This is a genomic window from Vibrio sp. V30_P3S12P165, from assembly GCF_009904905.1.
Classification (GTDB): Bacteria; Pseudomonadota; Gammaproteobacteria; order Enterobacterales; family Vibrionaceae; genus Vibrio; species Vibrio fujianensis.
Genome location: NZ_WXWH01000008.1, coordinates 1 through 18,304 on the forward strand (window position 1 = coordinate 1; position 18,304 = coordinate 18,304).

At 42.4% G+C, this 18,304-nt stretch carries 18 protein-coding genes; 14 read left to right on the forward strand and 4 right to left on the reverse strand.

Annotated features, from left to right (window positions below; genetic code table 11):
- Positions 1–169: 169 nt before the first annotated feature.
- From CAG57_RS02115 to CAG57_RS02130, 4 genes are all read right to left on the reverse strand, one after another.
- Positions 170–2,320 carry a YjbH domain-containing protein gene (locus CAG57_RS02115; protein WP_161426996.1) on the reverse strand — a complete coding sequence of 717 codons (2,151 nt, stop codon included), beginning with the start codon at positions 2,318–2,320 and terminating at the stop codon, positions 170–172.
- A gap of 5 nt (positions 2,321–2,325) precedes the next feature.
- Positions 2,326–3,126 carry a capsule biosynthesis GfcC family protein gene (locus CAG57_RS02120; RefSeq protein WP_161426997.1) on the reverse strand — a complete coding sequence of 267 codons (801 nt, stop codon included), beginning with the start codon at positions 3,124–3,126 and terminating at the stop codon, positions 2,326–2,328.
- A 3-nt stretch (positions 3,127–3,129) separates the two neighbouring features.
- Positions 3,130–3,807: a YjbF family lipoprotein gene (locus CAG57_RS02125; protein WP_161426998.1), complete on the reverse strand. Its 678-nt coding sequence runs from the start codon at positions 3,805–3,807 to the stop codon at positions 3,130–3,132.
- Positions 3,808–3,885: 78 nt separating this feature from the next.
- Positions 3,886–4,137, reverse strand: a complete 252-nt coding sequence (locus CAG57_RS02130) for a hypothetical protein (RefSeq protein ID WP_161426999.1) — start codon at positions 4,135–4,137, stop codon at positions 3,886–3,888.
- Positions 4,138–4,571: 434 nt separating this feature from the next.
- Here CAG57_RS02130 and CAG57_RS02135 point away from each other — a divergent pair, with 434 nt between their 5' ends.
- The 14 genes from CAG57_RS02135 to CAG57_RS02200 all read left to right on the forward strand — a co-directional run bounded on the left by CAG57_RS02135 (position 4,572) and on the right by CAG57_RS02200 (position 18,254).
- On the forward strand, positions 4,572–5,075 hold the full coding sequence (locus CAG57_RS02135; RefSeq protein ID WP_161428119.1) for an outer membrane beta-barrel protein: 504 nt from the start codon (positions 4,572–4,574) through the stop codon (positions 5,073–5,075).
- Positions 5,076–5,150: 75 nt separating this feature from the next.
- Positions 5,151–7,715: an SLBB domain-containing protein gene (locus CAG57_RS02140; protein WP_161428120.1), complete on the forward strand. Its 2,565-nt coding sequence runs from the start codon at positions 5,151–5,153 to the stop codon at positions 7,713–7,715.
- Positions 7,716–7,878: 163 nt separating this feature from the next.
- Complete coding sequence (locus CAG57_RS02145) at positions 7,879–8,226, forward strand: four helix bundle protein (protein ID WP_099610802.1); 348 nt, start codon at positions 7,879–7,881, stop codon at positions 8,224–8,226.
- Positions 8,227–8,408: 182 nt separating this feature from the next.
- Positions 8,409–9,410, forward strand: a complete 1,002-nt coding sequence (locus CAG57_RS02150) for a Wzz/FepE/Etk N-terminal domain-containing protein (RefSeq protein WP_161428121.1) — start codon at positions 8,409–8,411, stop codon at positions 9,408–9,410.
- 36 nt (positions 9,411–9,446) lie between these two features.
- Positions 9,447–10,595 (forward strand): dTDP-glucose 4,6-dehydratase, encoded by a 1,149-nt coding sequence (locus tag CAG57_RS02155; RefSeq protein WP_161428122.1) that lies wholly within the window; start codon positions 9,447–9,449, stop codon positions 10,593–10,595.
- A 63-nt stretch (positions 10,596–10,658) separates the two neighbouring features.
- The gene (locus tag CAG57_RS02160; RefSeq protein WP_161428123.1) at positions 10,659–11,024 is read left to right on the forward strand and encodes a four helix bundle protein; all 366 of its coding nucleotides are present in this window, start codon (positions 10,659–10,661) and stop codon (positions 11,022–11,024) included.
- A 62-nt stretch (positions 11,025–11,086) separates the two neighbouring features.
- A complete protein-coding gene (gene rfbA / locus CAG57_RS02165) occupies positions 11,087–12,007 on the forward strand; it encodes a glucose-1-phosphate thymidylyltransferase RfbA (RefSeq protein ID WP_161428124.1) in 921 nt (306 codons plus the stop codon).
- Positions 12,008–12,009: 2 nt separating this feature from the next.
- Positions 12,010–13,458 carry a lipopolysaccharide biosynthesis protein gene (locus CAG57_RS02170; RefSeq protein WP_161433701.1) on the forward strand — a complete coding sequence of 483 codons (1,449 nt, stop codon included), beginning with the start codon at positions 12,010–12,012 and terminating at the stop codon, positions 13,456–13,458.
- A complete protein-coding gene (locus tag CAG57_RS02175; protein WP_161433698.1) occupies positions 13,455–14,546 on the forward strand; it encodes a DegT/DnrJ/EryC1/StrS family aminotransferase in 1,092 nt (363 codons plus the stop codon). The genes CAG57_RS02170 and CAG57_RS02175 overlap by 4 nt, the downstream gene beginning before the upstream one ends.
- Positions 14,543–15,310, forward strand: a complete 768-nt coding sequence (locus CAG57_RS02180) for a formyltransferase family protein (protein WP_161433696.1) — start codon at positions 14,543–14,545, stop codon at positions 15,308–15,310. The genes CAG57_RS02175 and CAG57_RS02180 overlap by 4 nt, the downstream gene beginning before the upstream one ends.
- Complete coding sequence (locus CAG57_RS02185; protein ID WP_161433694.1) at positions 15,297–16,199, forward strand: 1-aminocyclopropane-1-carboxylate deaminase/D-cysteine desulfhydrase; 903 nt, start codon at positions 15,297–15,299, stop codon at positions 16,197–16,199. Before CAG57_RS02180 ends, CAG57_RS02185 begins: the two co-directional genes overlap by 14 nt.
- Before the next feature lie 3 nt (positions 16,200–16,202).
- The gene (locus CAG57_RS16210) at positions 16,203–16,730 is read left to right on the forward strand and encodes an ATP-grasp domain-containing protein (RefSeq protein WP_161439482.1); all 528 of its coding nucleotides are present in this window, start codon (positions 16,203–16,205) and stop codon (positions 16,728–16,730) included.
- Positions 16,730–17,203 carry an ATP-grasp domain-containing protein gene (locus CAG57_RS16215; protein ID WP_161439483.1) on the forward strand — a complete coding sequence of 158 codons (474 nt, stop codon included), beginning with the start codon at positions 16,730–16,732 and terminating at the stop codon, positions 17,201–17,203. Before CAG57_RS16210 ends, CAG57_RS16215 begins: the two co-directional genes overlap by 1 nt.
- A 13-nt stretch (positions 17,204–17,216) precedes the next feature.
- A complete protein-coding gene (locus CAG57_RS02200; RefSeq protein WP_161439484.1) occupies positions 17,217–18,254 on the forward strand; it encodes a glycosyltransferase in 1,038 nt (345 codons plus the stop codon).
- Positions 18,255–18,304 lie beyond the last annotated feature (50 nt).

The following is an 18,304-nucleotide window of genomic DNA, read 5'->3' on the forward strand; positions in this document are numbered from 1 at the left end:
TCGTTAATTTATATTTTCAACATCAACACTCGTCATTGCCGCGCAAATACTCGCTAACGTCACCATTTTCACTGAACTAACTTCACCACTCGCACTGAACTAAATTCACCCCTTGCACTGAACCAACTTCCCCCTCCGAAGGAGGGGAATTACACTATAACCTAAAAACTTACTGCGCCGGTCTGCTGTACCAAGGGCTTCGGGCATCTGTCATGTCAAACAACCTGTGCTGACGCGACAACATTTGCCCGCCATCACGCTGAATCGGCATCCAAGAAATAGCGGCTCGGTTGGTATTATGCTTTGCCGTCATCATCTCAAGTGGTACTGAGATATAAAAGCCTTTAGTAAAACTGCCTTCGCCAAATTCATCCGCTGATAAATCCGTTTTGGTGGCAAACGCTCCGACAATCACGCCACTGTTAAATTGTTTTGAAAAATCGACCGTGACTCCAATATCTTCTGACAAATAACGTCCCGCGCTCACCTTTAACAAACTATCATCAAACAGTGACCAAAATTGTGGCTGCCAATATAACGTAGCATGACCAGTGGTGCTGCCGGTTTGCACCCGATAGTTGCGATTGATGGTGTTATCGTAATGCACTTCATCACGATAAATCCCAAACATAGAGCCCGCTTCACGCTGAGCAACATAGTTGACATCGACACCTAGCGCCCAATTTTGGTTGAGTGGGCGATACAGCCATTCAGTTCCCACCCCGGCAAACATGCTTTCAAGGTAACCGGCATAAAATTGGTTATACATGCCAGCCCCTAAATGGTCGAAATAGGTCAATTGAGCATGGTTCACTCGCACCGTGTCTTCCAAATATTCCCGGCTTAAAGTTCGAACGCGTTTTAGATCGGTGCCATCCGGTGGCACGGTATACTTAAACTTATCGTAGTTATCATAAATATTGCCATACAAGCTACCAGACAGTAGCCAGTGATCATTAAAGCGCCAACTGGCATCCGCTCTCGCGCCGATAGCAAATAAATAGAAACTTTCCGAGCCACCAAACGACTGTTGCAGTACCGGAGAAAGGCCAAACTGCCATGCTTTATCCTGTTGAGTGTGTTGTTCTCCATCAATCGGCGAGGGCTCTTGCACGGCTATCGCGTCATCGATGGTTGCGCCAATATAGGCTTGATCAAGCACTTGATGGGCCTTATCGCTATCGATCACCACCTCGGTTAACGGCTGTTGTTGACGAGTTTCTATCACGCGGATTTGCTCGGTGACAATACCACTGTTCAACACCACCCGGGCGAGCCGATCATAACCTTCTTGTCGATCACGATAACGTTTTTGTTCACCCGTAATCGTCACGGCATTATCGCTTTGATACACCCGCAGTGATTGATAGCCAGAAACATTGGCCAGCTGTTCGGTTACGGCTTGCCACTCTTCATTGGTTAGGTAGGTACGAGGGGCCGACGGCGCATAAGCTGGTTTGGGTTCATCTAACCATAACGGCTTAATGTGAGAAAAGTTACTATGCAAACGCAAGCCAAGGTTAACGCTATTGCCGCGCTCATAACTGACTCGTACACTGGCCCAATCGCTTAAGGCGTAGTTCATGCCAATGTTCCAAGGTGTCGATTGGGGAATCGTCACTTTGCCTGCCGTTACTGGATAATCACTGCGGTAATCATTCCCGTCATATTCAATTTTGAACGAAAGGGGCGGATGCGGCGTTTGATATTCAACCCCACCAAACAGTGCCATGCAGCCGGTAAACATGCGCTTGACATCAAAACTGCCACCATTACCTTTGTAATCGGTATCGCGGCCACAATCACTCGAGCGTGTTTTGTCACCGTGTAAATTGCCTCGGTTACCTAAATAGCCCCAGCCGATGCCGAGGGTAAAATCGAGCGGCCCCCACCGTTTATTGGCGGCGAGGTATTCACCATCATATAAGCCTGTACCACCAATATCTTGCAAGCCCAACGAGACTTGCGGCAGCCAATAACTCTCTTGCCATAAACGAATTTTGGCATCAAACGATTTATCAGTATATTTGGTATTGCCGCTAAATGATGGATCGTTGCTATACAACATGTCATGAGTTTGTGCATAACGAGCGGTGGTCTCTAACCATGGAAACAGTTGCACCGAGACAGTGTAAAAATCATACACGTCATTGTGGTTATAGGCGGCACTAAATTCCCCTTCCGGTTGCATGCGAGCACTGGGCATTTGCATCAGGCCGGTGCCACCAAAATTCGATTGAGTATAAGACTGTGCGCCGAGCGGTAAAGCACAGCACAACAGGCTCGCATAGCTTAAGTATTTTATCGAATCACTTAACATCGTCGTTATTCTCTCGGCAGTTGATGGCGTAGCAGTTCAACCACCTGCTGATTGAGGTGTGCCAGTTCAGTACGGTCAATGGTTGATCCAAAGGCAGCGCTAAATGGGACATAGATGATCGCCCCGGGTAAAATTGTCAGCGGTTGGGCATTCCAATAGCCAACCGGATGCGTTTCAACATCACCATTGGGTTGGATGACGCTTACTTCACCGAGCGTGGGTTGTAGCCATTGCGCTCGTTGCGCATAGTCACCAGCACTGAAAGTCGCCTGCCACACTTGTGGTTCTGAATGGCGCACCGCACCCAATACTGTCACCGTTTGATGTTCGCCTAACAGAGGGAGGTAAAGGGAAAATTGGCCGCGCAACAATGGGTTATGGCCACTGACCACTCGGATAACATCAGGATCTAACGTAATCAATGCGCGTTTGGCAAAGTGTCGCTTACGCAGCTCATTACGCAGTTGTTGCCAAGCGCTCGCTTGTGGTTCAGGCACACGATTTTGCCATTCGGCTAGCGTTCGGAGCAGAGTTTTGGCGAGAGGAAACGGTTCATGCAAACAAAACAAGCGACTATTTTGCCAGTCAATCCGTAGAGTACTAAGCGCGGTAGGTTGTGATTGCAACGCTTGTAAAACCATCGCATCCAGCCTAACTGGGCCATCGGCCACCAGCGTGACAGAAGGAGTGTTGCCAGCAACGCTAACTTGAGCGACAAACTCGTCTTGAGAGATCGGCGTATTGGCGAGCAGTGGCAAACTGAACCCCAGCCAGCCCATGGCACAGAGTAAGGTGATAAAACGCATGGTTTATTCTCCCGCAAACGGTTTAGCAATAGAAAGGGTCAGGCGAGCCCCTTGTGGGCCTAAGTATTGTTCACTGGCGATCACCCGACCAGTACTCGGGCTTAACCAATAGCGGTTTTGATAATGCCGTTGACTGGCAGTGAGCGTGACATTTTCTTCGACTAGAAGCAAAGTGTGCTGGCCAGTCGGTAAGGTTTTTTCTTGTTGACCATAAACACTAAATTGAGATTTCGCTGGCTCTATATAGTTTTGTTGATCTCGTTGCCAGTGCAATTGATACCACCAAGTGGTCGGGGTGTTAGGGTCAAGTAAATTTAAGCTCAGTGGATCAGGCGTTTTTGCTGTGACCGATAAAATATTGCCCATCACTAAATTGGCTGTTTTTGTGATGCGTCCAGCCTCAGTAACCACTAACTCCTGTTGGTTAGACACCCACTTCAAGGCGAGTGGTTCCCCTTGACCAGGTTCGGCCCAAGCTAATACCAGTAATGCATTTGGGTCATTCTCTAACCCAACAAACAGCGAAGCGTAGGGCAGGGTTTGGGCATACTCAGCGGTGGCTCGCTCATCATTAACCCCCATCAGGGCGACGGAAAGTGTTTCAGAGAGTTGCTGAGTTTGAGGGGCGCAGCCCACCAAGGCCAAGAGAGTAAACAGTAATCCATGATAAGCGCAACGCATCTCACCATCCTTTATCGAGAACCAAGTAAAAAATAAAGCCGCCTTAGGCAGCTTTATTAATATTAAAACAGCAAGCAATTATTTTGCAGCAGTGACTATTGAGGTACTGGTTGCAGTGTCGTTATCACTCGCCGCCACGGCAGCGACAGCTACGGCTGCAGCCATAGTTGCTGCTGCTGTGCCTGCTGCAACGCCACCTGCTGCTGCGCCAGCAGCACCGGCACCGCCTGCACCTCCAGCGGTACCAGAAGCGGCCGCGGTTGTTTCAGCAGCAATTGCGCCTTGTGCCATTGCAAAGGTTGCTAGCAATACCATTGCGGTCTTTTTCATAGTTAATCCTTATCTAACTTATTTTTAAACATCGATGTTATGAAATGAAAACTCATTTCACAGCTCATTTTAGGGCCAATGTCGAAACAATGTAAATATTTGCTGCATAAAGTTGCTTAAATAAGTGGAATTGTCCGGTTGTTGGTTATATCACCGACCAATTATTGTGATACTGATCAAACTTTGTATGGAACTAGGACGAGATCGCGAAAATTATTAATTTTATTAATAGAAATGTAATTTAATTTTTCGATTAATTAAATCAATGTTTATGACTTTTTGTGGTTGATAGCCCTATCCCATCCGTGCATAATCTCTGCCACATAAAAAATAACAATATCGGCTGGCTCCAGCAATGCGTGTACAACGTAGGGCGGTAGCGTGCCTAAAATAGAATTCCTTAAGGAATATGATTAACAACGCAGGGAACACGCATGAGATGCAATAAAGCATGCCTCACCTTAGGCCTAATCAGTGCTGGCCTATTTTCATTCTCGGCACATGCCGAACTCTACAGCGGTTTAAGCCTGGCTTATAGTGATGCCGAATATCGGGCATCCACCTGGCAAGATGCCTCCCCTCTTTTAGCTCAAGTTCAATTGGGTTACTTCTTTTCTGATTATTTAGCACTTGAAGGGCGTTACTCCACCAGTGTAAAACGTGAAGAAGGCTTGTCCATCAATGGCTTATCCAGCGTTTTGTTCAAAGCTAACATGCCCACCACCGATCGCCTCGCGATGTATGCTGTCGCTGGCTATTCCTACGTGCGTGCTGATTATCAACACCAAACCAATAATGACAGTGGGGCTTCGTTTGGGGTCGGTTTCCACTACGCACTAAGCGGTAAAACCGCGGTTACGGGTGAGTTTATCAATTATCTTGCTGGTGATGATGTGCGTTTAACCGCTTTACAATTGGGTATGCAGTTTAGGTTTTAAAAGACCCTAGGACCTAGAACCTAGAACCTTAGACTTAAAACGCATCACTTTCCTATTCAACCATCGGAAAACACCATGTTTGACAGACGCTTTACCTTTTTTGCACCGTTATTACTTTGTATGCTCACTAGCCAAGTCTATGCACAAGGTCCTACAGCGGCTCAGATCAGTATGTTTCAAAATTTGCCAACGGCTCAAAAGCAAGCTTTAGCGAAAGAATATGGTATTGATCTTTCCCAAGGAGTCTCTAGCCCAACAGAAAAGCACGAAGAAGTAAAAACTCAAGAGCCAAGAGAAACAGACACCGAGCATGATCTCAATGATCAAGATAAAAACAGTAAGGAAGTTCAAGCGAATAGATTAAAACGTTTTGGTGTCAATTTATTTGCTTCTTCGCCGTCCACTTTTGCCCCTACCAATGACTCTCCGGTTCCGAGTGACTATCCAATTGGCCCCGGGGATGAGATTGTGGTTCAGCTATTTGGTAAAGAAAACCTCATTCACCGTTTACGGGTGAACCGTGAAGGCGTGATTAACTTTCCTTCTCTTGGCCCGATTTCGGTTGCAGGTCTCTCTTTTAGTGAAGTTCGTGCAAGTTTGAGCCAACGCGTTCAAGAGCAGATGATCGGGGTTCGTAGCGACATCACTCTTGGTGAGCTACGCAGTATGCAAATTTTTGTTATGGGCGAGTCCTATAAGCCGGGTGCCTATACCGTTAGTGCATTAACCACCATATCACAAGCGATTTACCACAGCGGTGGGTTTAGCAAAAGCGGTGCATTACGCAACATTCAACTAAAACGTCATGGTCAAGTCGTGCAAACGTTAGATATGTACGATCTACTATTAAAAGGCGATACCAGTGCAGATGTCCGTTTGATGCCGGGCGATGTTGTATGGATTGCGCCGGTGGCTGACGTTGCTGTCATTGAGGGACAAATACAACGCCCAGCCATTTATGAAATAAAGCCAGGCAGCACCTATCAAGATCTTATCACTATAGCGGGTGGCTTACGTGTCAATGCCTTTGCTGAACGTAGCCAATTAAAACGTTTATTACCTGGAGAAAGTGTTGAATTACGCGATGTCAATTTAACAGAGATCAACACACTTAATCAGCCTGTACATCATGGTGACGTATTAACCGTCGCAACACGAACAAATCCACTAACGAATGTCGTGCAGATCACCGGTGATGTGACTCACCCAGGAGTGGTTGAGTGGCAAGAAGGCATGACCGTGAGTGATATCTTTCAATCTCAAGACAGCGCATTTAATCCGAGTGCAGATTTAGATTATGCTTTATTAGTTCGAGAAGTTAATCATCAAAGGGATATAAAGGTTTTACAGTTTAATTTAGCTGATGCCCTACTTAATCCATCGTCATCAAACAATCTCGTTTTATCTAATGGTGATCAACTGGTTGTATTTAGTCGTCGTGGGGGTGATCGAGATAACGGTACTGCAGTTGAAATCGTGCAATCACTTGATGAAGCAGAACGTCAGGCGCAGAAAGATAAACAAGCGACCGACAAACAATTAGCACTAGGTGCAGATCGCTCATCGAACTCTCGTCGCGCTCTGTTAGCTCCGATACTGTTGCGTTTGCAACAACAAGCCCGTTACGGAGAGCCTGCCGCTATTGTTGAGTTAGTTGGTGAGCTTCGTTATCCAGGTCGTTATCCGATAACCCAAAAACAAGATTTAAATAGCTTATTAATCGCCGCAGGTGGATTGACTTCAAATGCATATACTGATCGTGCTGAGTTGACCCGTGCAGCCATTAACCAAACTGATTACCATGCAAATATTGAACAAATTAACTTAAATGCGGTGCTCAGTGGTGAGGCACAAGTCATCGTTCAGCCGCGAGATCGACTTAGCGTTTTTGAGCGTCCCGAGATACAACATCAATACACGATCACCTTGCAAGGCGAAGTTAAATTCCCTGGAATCTATACCATCCGTCGTGGTGAAACCCTAGCGCAGCTATTACAGCGGGCCGGAGGCTTAACCGAGTTTGCTCACCCGCAAGGGGCCATCTTTACCCGTGAAGCGTTGCGCCAGCAAGAGCAAAAACTGCTCAGCCAATATGCTGCTGATATGCGTCGTGAAGTGGCGAAAAAAACCTTCAATGCCGATAGCCGTGTCTCGAATGTAATTAATGATCCAGATAAAACCCTCGCCTTTATTGAAGAGGCAACCAAACAGCGAGCATTGGGCCGCATGGTCGTTCAATTGGATCAAATTATTGATGGCTACGCGGGCGCTAACTTTATGCTCGAAGATGGTGACTTCTTATTTGTTCCGACCTATCGCAATACCGTTTCTATTATGGGTGAAGTACAAGTGGGAATTACTTACTTACTTGACCCAAGTTTAACGGTCGATGATTACATCAACAGAGCCGGCGGCATGAAAAAACAAGCCGATGATGATCGCATTTTTGTCGTACGTGCCGATGGTTCGGTATTTAAACCTAACACCGGTTTTTGGTTCGGCCGCCGTAATGAAGCATTAAAACCCGGCGATACCATCGTCGTCCCAGTCGATACCGACTACCGCGACGCACTTAACGTCTGGACCGCCGCCACACAAATCCTTTATCAAACCGGTGTGGCAGTGAATGCGTTGAAATAATAGAAACTAGAGACTAGAGACTAGAGCGTTGCTATCGCAACTTGCTAGAGCGGCCTAACGGCCTTCTAGAATCTATAACTACCTCTACGCTTTTATAGAATCTAGCATCTCGCAGTCGCGCAGCGACGCTCTAGCAGGGCTCTATATCTTATAAGGATCACCCATGCGCTTTGAACAACTGGATGTTTGGAAAAGAGCATCACGACTCTCATGTCAAATATATCAAATGACAGAGTCAGTCAGTAATTGGGGATTTAAAGACCAAATCACTCGTTCTGGACTTTCAGTTCCTTCTAATATTGCAGAGGGTGAAGAGCGCGAAACTCTAAAAGATCAAATTCGTTTTTTGTACTATGCCAAAGGTTCACTTGGTGAGTTAGTCACTCAACTTTATATCGGTATTGAGATTGGCTACTTAGATAAAGAACCGGCATTAGGTATGGTTCAAGAAGCAAAAGAATTAGCCAAAATTTTGGGCGCAATGATTAAACAAAAGCAAAGAAAGATGTAAGAACTAGAACTGCTAGAAATGAGAGCGTTGCTAACGCAACTTGCTAGAGCGGCCTAACGGCCTTCTAGAATCTATAACTACCTCTACGCTTTTATAGAATCTAGCTTCTCGCAGTCGCGCAGCGACGCTCTAGCAGGGCGAAGCCCGCTCTTTCTTCACCAGCCCCTAAACCTGAAGAACCTATGAACACACAAATAACCCAAAACAATCCACCATACCAACCCGATGCGCAATTCGCGCCGCTGGCGCGACACGATGACGAAATCGACTTACGCGAACTCTTCATCGCCCTCTGGAAAGGCAAATGGATCATCATCGCCACCACCTTCATCTTTGCCGTGGGTGCCGTGTTTTACGCTCTTAGCCAACCCAATATTTATAAATCAGATATTTTATTAGCCTCGGCACAAACTAGCAGCGGCAATAGTTTGGCAAAAATGGCTGGCCAGTTGGGTGGCTTAGCTGCCCTAGCGGGGGTAAACCTTGGCAGTGGCGAAGGTAGCCAAACCGAGCTTGCCGCGCAAGTGATTAAATCTCGCCAATTTATTCAACACTTTATTGAAAAGTACCATATTTTGGTTCCGCTTATGGCAACTAAAGGCTGGGATTTAACCACCAATCAATTGATTATTAATGATGCCGTGTATGATGAACAAACCCAAACTTGGTTACGTGAACCACAAGGGCTACGCGGTGCAAAACCGACCGCGCAAGAAGCGCATGGAATGTTTGTTAAAAATATACTCACCGTTACTAGCGATAAAACCAGCGGCCTGTATACCGTGAGTGTTTCTCATTATTCTCCTTATATTGCTCAGCAGTGGGCGACCTGGTTAGTGGCAGAAATTAACCAAGTGATGCGTGAGCGCACCATTGCCGAAACCACCCAAAACCTCAATTACCTGCAAGAGCAGCTACAAAAAACCTCAGTGGCCGATATGCAAGCCACCTTCTATAAACTGATTGAAGAACAAACCAAGAGCCTGATGCTGGCTGAAGTGCAAGATGAGTTTGTCTTTAAAGTGGTTGACCCAGCCGTAGTACCAGAGCTAAAAGATAAACCCAAACGAGCTTTAATTTGTGTGCTGGGCACCTTACTCGGCGGCATGCTGGGCGTAGCGATGGTGTTGGTTAGGTTTGCGTTTAGGAAGGAAGATACTGAGGACCTAGGACCTAGGACCTAGGTCCTAGGACCCAAAAACCTTTTTCAGGAAATAATAATGAAAATTCTTGTCACCGGTGGCGCGGGCTTTATTGGCTCCGCAGTTATTCGCCATATTATTCAAAATACCCAAGATAGCGTGGTCAACCTGGATAAGCTGACTTATGCAGGTAATTTAGAATCGTTAGCCTTGGTTGCAGACAGTGAACGCTATGCCTTTGAGCAAGTCGACATTTGTAACCGTACTGAACTGGATCGCGTCTTTGCTTTGCATCAACCGGATGCAGTGATGCATTTGGCTGCTGAGTCCCATGTTGACCGTTCTATCGATGGCCCTGCTGCTTTTATTGAAACCAATATTGTTGGCACTTATACGCTATTAGAGGCCACCCGTAGTTATTGGAATGGCTTAGACGATGAGCGCAAAGCCGCGTTTCGTTTTCATCATATCTCGACTGATGAAGTGTATGGCGACTTGCCACACCCGGCTGATATTTATAATGATGAATGTTTAATGGTGAATGGTGAATTAACACAAAATAATTCAACATTAAACATTAACCATTTACCCTTGTTTACTGAAACGACCGCTTATGCGCCATCAAGTCCTTACTCCGCATCTAAAGCATCGAGCGATCATTTAGTTCGAGCATGGTTACGCACTTATGGTTTACCCACCATAGTTACTAACTGCTCAAATAACTATGGCCCGTATCATTTCCCTGAAAAATTGATCCCCTTGGTGATTCTGAACGCGCTAGAGGGCAAAGAGCTTCCAATTTATGGTAATGGCGATCAAATTCGTGACTGGCTGTATGTCGAAGATCATGCCCGTGCGTTATATAAAGTTGTCACGGAAGGTAAAGTGGGTGAGACCTACAATATCGGCGGCCATAATGAGAAGCAGAACATCGAAGTGGTAAAAACCATTTGTGCGATTATGGATCAACTGGTGCCGATGGAGCAGCGTGGCTACCCAGTCAACACTCAACATTCATCATTAATCACTCATGTTAAAGATCGCCCAGGCCATGACAGACGCTATGCGATTGACTCAAGTAAAATGCAAAAAGAACTCGGCTGGACACCCATCGAAACCTTTGAAACAGGCTTAAAAAAGACGGTTCAGTGGTATTTGGATAACCAACAATGGTGCCGAAATGTGCAAGATGGTAGCTACCAACGTGAACGTCTAGGTAGTTGTTAATGCTTAATGGTGAATGTTTAATTGGTAATGGTTAGCTGATAATGCTGAATGTTGGGGGAGTGGATGAGCTCGAATCTGGTGTTGGAAAAAGCGTTTCAATTTGCGGTTCGAATCGTCAAGCTAAACCAACATTTAGTTAAAACACATAAAGAATATGTGCTGACTAAACAACTATTACGATCGGGTACATCAATTGGTGCCAATATCAATGAAGCGCAAGCCGCACAAAGTCATGCAGACTTTATTGCAAAAATGTCGATTGCCAGTAAAGAAGCCAGAGAAACCCATTATTGGTTAAAGCTATTGTGTGAAACCGATTACTTAAACCAGAAAGATGAACATGTTGCAACCTTACTCACTCAGAGTGAAGAGCTAATAAAAATGCTTACCAGCATTGTTAAAACCGCCCAGCAAACTCAAAAGCAATAAACCAAGCTATTTCATTCCATTCAATATTAACCAAGCAACATTAAAATTATTAAGCATTAATCATGGAATTAAACATTCAACAATCAACATTAAACACTCAACACAATACCAAGGGGATTGTGTTAGCCGGCGGCTCCGGCACTCGCCTTTATCCCATCACCATGGGAGTCTCCAAGCAGCTGCTACCGGTTTACGACAAACCGATGATCTATTATCCGTTGTCAGTATTAATGCTGGCGGGTATTCGTGAGATTTTGATCATCACTACTCCAGAAGATCAAGCCAGTTTTCAACGTTTATTGGGCGATGGCAGCCAGTTTGGTATTACCCTTGAATACGCCGTGCAGGAATCACCCGATGGCCTTGCCCAGGCCTTTATTATTGGTGAAGAATTTATTGGCGATTCCTCAGTCTGTTTAGTGTTGGGCGATAATATTTTTTGGGGACAAGGTTTTCGACCTAAGTTGCAACAAGCGGTTGCTAATGCCAATAGCGGCCAAGGAGCAACGGTATTTGGTTACCAAGTTAAAGACCCTGAGCGCTTTGGTGTGGTTGAGTTTGATGCTAATAAACGCGCCATTTCAATTGAAGAAAAACCCAGCCAACCAAAAAGTAACTTTGCTGTTACTGGGCTGTATTTTTACGATAATCAGGTAGTAAAGCTGGCCAAAGAGGTTCAGCCCTCAGCCCGTGGTGAGCTAGAAATCACCTGCCTGAATGAGATGTACTTAAAGCGTAATCAACTTAATGTTGAACTACTCGGTCGTGGCTATGCGTGGCTTGATACCGGCACTCATGAAAGTTTATTAGAGGCCGCACAGTTTGTAGAAACGATAGAGAAACGCCAAGGTTATAAAGTCGCTTGTTTAGAAGAGATTGCCTATAGCCAACAGTGGTTGTCTACTCAAGAAGTGGCAGCACGTGCAGAATTAATGGCTAAAAATGGGTATGGGCAGTATCTTGCTGATTTACTGAAAAACTAACGATGTCTAGTTTAAAACAAAAAGCCACGGCAGGGCTAAAATGGAGTGCCATTGAGCGTTTAGCGACTCAAGCTGTACAACTGCTGGTGATGCTCCTGTTAGCGCGTCAATTAGGTCCCCAGGCTTTTGGTTTGGTCGGGATGCTTGCCGTTTTTATTGCGATTAGCCAAGTATTTGTTGATAGTGGCATGACATCTGCTTTAATTCGTAAGTTAGATAGAACGGAAGAAGATTTTTCAACGGCATTTTATTTTAATATCGTTGTGGCAATAATTTGCTATATGCTCTTGTATCTTACTGCCCCAAGCATAGCTCGTTTTTATCAGCAACCGGAATTAATCGAGTTGGCTAGAGTTTTAGGGCTAGTCATAATGGTTAACGCTTTTGCGGTTATCCAAAAAGCAAAGCTTACTATTGTGATGGATTTTAAAACCCAAGCTAAAGCGTCTTTGTTGTCGGTGTTGTTAAGTAGTTTCGCCGCACTAATGACGGCTCATTTAGGTTTTGGCGTATGGGCACTTGTTGTACAAACGCTCACATTTGCCATTTGTAATGTACTGCTACTGAATTTTTTCCATGTTTGGTGGCCGAAAAGTCGTTTTTCAAGTCAATCTTTTAATGATTTATTCGGGTTTGGTTCTAAATTACTGCTATCAAGTTTATTGGATACGCTTTACCAAAACATTTATCAGTTGGTGATAGGTAAACAGTTTAATGCGATAGATGTAGGCTATTTCACTCAGGCCAATCAACTGGTAAGAACACCAGCGGCCACGATGTCAATTATTATAAAAAATGTAACCTATCCATTGTTAAGCGGCATTCAGCAAGAACCTAAGCGGCTTAATAATGCTTATTTATTGATTATTCGTTTAGCGGCAGTGATTGCTTTTCCACTATTAATCGGCCTTGCAACTGTGGCAGATATTTTATTGCCGTTGGTTTTAGGCGAGCAATGGCAACCAGCCGTGATATTGGTTACGATATTATCAATAGGTTTTTTACTGTATCCGATTCATTCTATCAACCTAAATTATTTACAAGTTAAAGGTCGTTCTGACCTTTTCCTAAAATTAGAAATTATTAAAAAGACCATCACTACATTAATGTTACTTATTACCATACCTTATGGTGTAACTGCAATTTGTATCGGTATGGTTATACAGTCATATCTTGCTTTAGTGATTAATACTTATTACAACGGGAAATTAGGTAACTTAGGTTTAATCAAACAATTACAAGACTTGTTACCCATAGGTGTTATTGCAGCATTTGTTTGTATAAGCGGTAAGCTATTAGCGCTTCAGTTTTTTAACAATGCATGGCTACAATTACTTTTAATTGGAACTTATGCCATTCCGAGTTACGTCATATTGATTAAGATTTTCCAACCTGATCTTTACCAACAAATACTGTCGATGCTGCAATCTAAAACCAGTAGGCCATCATGAAAAAAATCACAGTCACCTCACCTTTATTACCACCATTAGAAGAGCTAACCCCTTATCTAGAAGATATATGGCAGCGCAAATGGCTGACCAACAATGGTTATTACCATCAACAGCTTGAAGCAGCATTATGTGACTATTTAGGTGTTCCATATATCAGCCTTTTTTCAAACGGTACTTTAGCTCTTATCACCGCGTTACAGGCTTTAGATCTTGAGGGAGAAGTAATAACAACACCATACAGTTTTGTTGCTACCAGCCACGCTATAAAATGGAATAACTTAACGCCGGTATTTGTTGATATAGATCCGGCAACGTTCAATCTTGACCCAAGCAAGATTGAAGCTGCAATTACGGATAAAACCTGCGCAATTTTACCTGTCCATGTCTATGGCAACCCGTGTGATCATGATGCCATTCAAGCCATTGCTGATAAGCATAACTTGAAAGTTATTTACGATGCCGCCCATGCTTTTGGTGTGAAAAAAAATGGCGAATCTATCCTTAATATGGGTGAGTTATCTATCCTAAGTTTCCATGCCACAAAAGCATACTCCACTATTGAAGGTGGCGCAGTGGTTTGCCACAGCCAAGAAATGAAAGACAAACTGGATAGGCTGAAAAACTTCGGCTTTGAATCTGAGACAGAGATCAGCCTATGTGGTATGAATGCAAAACTCAATGAAGTTCAGGCTGCATTTGGTTTGGTAACGTTGAAGCATATTGATCAAGCAATAGATAAAAGAAAAAAAATTGCTAATCAATATAGAAGAAGGCTAAAAGAAGTTAAAGGTATTCATTTCTTCAGAGACTTAGATGGCGTGGAACATAATTACTCCTATTTTCCTATTCTTATTGATGAAGAAACATATGGGTGCAGTCGTGACGATCTATTCAATAAGCTAAAAAGCGATAATATTCTTGCTCGGCGATATTTTTACCCATTGATATCTGATTTTCATCTCTATAAAAGGAATCATAACACTGCTAGTTATATAGCGAAGGATATAGCTAACAATGTCATATGTTTACCAATTCACCATGAATTAACGCTTGCTGAAGTGGAACTTGTGTTGGAGTCATTGAAATGAAGGAAATTATAATTTTTGGTGACCTACCAATTGCTACTAAGGTGGCGAAGTATGTCTCAAAGCGTAGCGATATTTGCTTAGCTGCAGTTGTTATAGGAAATGAAAATCCCAGAAACAACGACCCATGGGATGAGCAACTACTGATTGATTATGCTAAAGATAATAATGTAAAAGTGCTAACACTAGATGAAATAGCCAAAAGTGAAAAGATTTACCATCTTGGGATTAGTTGTAGATTTTCAAAGATTTTTAAAAAAGATGTCATCAAAAAGTTTACTCTGGGTATAGTCAACTTTCATGGAGGTTTACTGCCTGAATTTGGAGGGTTGTACAGTGTAGTACATACAATTCTTTCTGGAAGCAGTATCGGTGGTGGGACAATACATTGGGTTAATGAAGGTATCGATACGGGTGATGTAATCAAAAGATGTGAAGTCATAGTTTCAGATATAGATGATGCATATGATTTATTTGTAAAAACACAAAACGCGCTAATAGAAGGGTTTGAACAGGTTTTCGACGAAATCATTACCGGAACATCAAAAAGTCAAACCATTCAACAACTATTATCTTTAGGATATCCAAACCAATATTTTGATAAAAATAGTTTGGATGGGAAAAGATTCATAAAAATTGATGAGATTAATACAGTGAGTGCTGTAAATACGATACGAGCATTTAGCTTCTTAGATTATCCGCCAGCATATACAGAAATTTGCGGTGCACCCGTAGAACTAAGGTATAGGAAAGATGACACCAATTGAATGCGTCTCGAATTTTAATAAAAATCTCGGTGTAAGTGTTTATATAAAACGAGACGACCTATATCCAATCTCAGGTGGAGGAAATAAAGGAAGAAAAGCTAAATATATTTTAGAAAAGTGTATTTCAGATGGATGTAATGCAGTCGTAACTTGTGGTGGGATTCAATCCAATCATACTCGAGCAACAGCAATTCGTTGCAAAGAATTGGGGTTGGAATGCACGATAGTTATTCATGCCGAGCCAAGAGAAAAATCATCAGGCAATTTGAAACTATTAGAGCTTCTTGGTGTTCGAATAGTCTACTGTGAAATGAAAGATGTAGCTGCTGTTATGGATGATGAAATCCTTCGCTGGTCTTCGCTAGGCTACTCTCCGTTTTATATTTGGGGAGGGGGGCACTGTTATGAAGGAACGCTAGCCTATTTTGATGCAGTAAGAGAGCTCAAAGAACAAACAGATATCCAATTTGATGCCGTGTTTGTTGCCAGCGGAACAGGGGCAACACAGGCAGGGTTACATTGCGGTTTCAAGCACTACTTTCCAAGCACTCAAGTTTACGGCATTAGTGTTGCTCGAGAAAAAAAACGTGGTTATGAAGCGGTAAAAAGCTCGGTTGCTGAGTTTATTGGGTATAAAAACTTTGATAGTAGTTATCTTGATGATATCAACTTTGATGATTCCGCTAACTGTGGCGGTTACGAACAAACGAATGCGGAGTTGCTGACTCTAATTAAGTCTGTCGCCATAAGCTCGGGGATCATCCTTGACCCTACCTATACAGGTAAAGCTTGGTTAGGTATGGAAAAATATATTAAAAATCAGCTTGTAAGGCCAGATGCAAAAGTTTTATTTTGGCATACTGGTGGATTACTAAATTTAATGGCTTAACGAATGAATATACTGTTAACTTCCGTAGGTCGAAGAACCTATTTAGTCAATTATTTTAAAGATGCATTGAAGCCTCATAACGGTAAGGTTTTTGCTGCGAATAGCATTGAAACATATGCATTGAAGCGAGCAGATGGTTTTACTATTACTCCTCCAATATACTCGGATGGTTATATCGATTACTTGGTCAACTATTGTCTTAAATACGATATTCAAGCCATTATTTCATTATTTGACATCGACTTGCCAATATTATCTAAGCACAAATGTGAATTCGAAAATAATGGTATACGTGTCGTCGTCTCTGATGAGTCAGTCATTGAAATATGTAATGATAAATGGAAGACATATCAATTTTTAGTGAGTCACAATATTGCGACACCTAAGACATATCTTTCGCTAAATGACGTTCATGAAGATATCGAAAATCTATCATTTCCGCTGATTGTAAAGCCTCGCTGGGGTATGGGATCAATTGGTATTTACAAAGCGGATGATATGGATGAGCTAAGCATTTTTTACAAAAAGTGATGAATGAGATTAAATCATCATATCTGAAATATGAATCTGAGAGTGATATAGAGCAATCGGTTCTGATACAACAATGTATTTCTGGGGCCGAGTATGGTATCGAAGTTATTAATGATCTTGATAAGAATTATGTCACAACGTTGTGCAAGAAAAAGCTTGCTATGCGCTCTGGGGAAACTGATCAGGCTATTACATTGCAAAATGTAGAGCTTGAAAATATTGGTAAGAAATTATCTGAGAAGTTAAGTCATATTGCAGTGCTAGATACGGATTGTTTAGAGCAAGATGGTAAGTTTTACGTATTGGAAATGAATGCTCGTTTTGGTGGACAATACCCATTTTCTCATTTGGCAGGCGCTGATATTCCTAAGCAAATTATTGATTGGTTATATGGATTACCTACAAATCCAAGTGATACGAATATCGATATAGATACCTTAGGTTTTAAAGATATACTCCCCGTTAAACTATAAGTAGAGTGAAAGCGTGTTGCGAACAGAAGCTGAAATTATCATTACTTGGAAAGGTGATAAGAAAAAACCTCTAGTCAGTATTTGTTGTATCGTTTATAATCAAGAAGATTACATAGAAGATGCAATAAATGGTTTTTTAATTCAAGAAACAGACTTCCCCTTTGAAATATTAATTCATGATGATGCATCGACCGATAATACCGATAAAATTATCCGTAAATATGAACTTTTGTACCCTAATATCATTAAAGTGATATACCAAAAAGAAAACCAACATTCCCAAGGAAAACGAATTATACCGATTGCTGCAAGGTACTGTTCTGGCGAATTTGTTGCTTTGTGTGAAGGTGATGATTATTGGATATCACCATTAAAATTACAACAGCAATATGAGACCTTAATTGATAATCCGAATATAGATATTTGTTTTACCGCTGCATTTGATGAAGATGCAGAGTCTAAACAAAGGAAGAGCCTTTGTCATTATACTGATAGAACAAAAATATTCTCACTATCAGAGGTTGTTAGAGGTGGAGGAGGGTTTATGCCTACTGCTTCGTTAATGATAAGATCTGTTATCTTTGATAAGTTACCTGATTGGTATAATAATGCTCCTGTCGGTGATTATTACCTTCAGGTATTATCATCTGTAAAAGGTGGAGCAATTTATTTGCCTTTAACTTCTTGTGTATATCGAACTAATGCTGTTGGTTCTTGGAGCTTGCGACAGAAGAAATTAGATGCTTATAAATTATATAAAAGAGTATTGCTGCATATAGATTGCTTGGATAATTTAACGGGCTACAATGCTTTAAAGTCTGACATCAATTATATTAAATCCTTGATTCTTATAAATGTCACGCCTTCTTTATTATTGTCAAAAGAATTCGATATTGCAAATAAAGCAATAATTTTGTCATGGAAATATAATAGTTTTTTAAACTTAAAACAAACTAGTTTATATTTTTTATCTTCTTGTCCCAGCCTGACTAGAAAAATACTTATATTCTATAAGTATTGTCAAAAAATCAAGAACAGGTCAATCGCATAAACGTTCACGGAAAAATCATCCAGAGTCTTTTTGAAGGTATAGGGAAGTCT

Coding starts and splice junctions, on each gene's coding strand:
- CAG57_RS02140 (WP_161428120.1), top strand. CDS start 5,151: ATGTTTGACAGACGCTTTACCTTTTTTGCACCGTTATTACTTTGTATG.
- CAG57_RS02155 (WP_161428122.1), top strand. CDS start 9,447: ATGAAAATTCTTGTCACCGGTGGCGCGGGCTTTATTGGCTCCGCAGTT.
- CAG57_RS02150 (WP_161428121.1), top strand. CDS start 8,409: ATGAACACACAAATAACCCAAAACAATCCACCATACCAACCCGATGCG.
- CAG57_RS02120 (WP_161426997.1), bottom strand. CDS start 3,126: ATGCGTTTTATCACCTTACTCTGTGCCATGGGCTGGCTGGGGTTCAGT.
- CAG57_RS02175 (WP_161433698.1), top strand. CDS start 13,455: ATGAAAAAAATCACAGTCACCTCACCTTTATTACCACCATTAGAAGAG.
- CAG57_RS16215 (WP_161439483.1), top strand. CDS start 16,730: ATGAATGAGATTAAATCATCATATCTGAAATATGAATCTGAGAGTGAT.
- CAG57_RS02130 (WP_161426999.1), bottom strand. CDS start 4,137: ATGAAAAAGACCGCAATGGTATTGCTAGCAACCTTTGCAATGGCACAA.
- CAG57_RS02180 (WP_161433696.1), top strand. CDS start 14,543: ATGAAGGAAATTATAATTTTTGGTGACCTACCAATTGCTACTAAGGTG.
- CAG57_RS02145 (WP_099610802.1), top strand. CDS start 7,879: ATGCGCTTTGAACAACTGGATGTTTGGAAAAGAGCATCACGACTCTCA.
- CAG57_RS02125 (WP_161426998.1), bottom strand. CDS start 3,807: ATGCGTTGCGCTTATCATGGATTACTGTTTACTCTCTTGGCCTTGGTG.
- CAG57_RS02170 (WP_161433701.1), top strand. CDS start 12,010: ATGTCTAGTTTAAAACAAAAAGCCACGGCAGGGCTAAAATGGAGTGCC.
- CAG57_RS02135 (WP_161428119.1), top strand. CDS start 4,572: ATGAGATGCAATAAAGCATGCCTCACCTTAGGCCTAATCAGTGCTGGC.
- CAG57_RS02185 (WP_161433694.1), top strand. CDS start 15,297: ATGACACCAATTGAATGCGTCTCGAATTTTAATAAAAATCTCGGTGTA.
- CAG57_RS02115 (WP_161426996.1), bottom strand. CDS start 2,320: ATGTTAAGTGATTCGATAAAATACTTAAGCTATGCGAGCCTGTTGTGC.
- CAG57_RS02160 (WP_161428123.1), top strand. CDS start 10,659: ATGAGCTCGAATCTGGTGTTGGAAAAAGCGTTTCAATTTGCGGTTCGA.
- rfbA (WP_161428124.1), top strand. CDS start 11,087: ATGGAATTAAACATTCAACAATCAACATTAAACACTCAACACAATACC.
- CAG57_RS16210 (WP_161439482.1), top strand. CDS start 16,203: ATGAATATACTGTTAACTTCCGTAGGTCGAAGAACCTATTTAGTCAAT.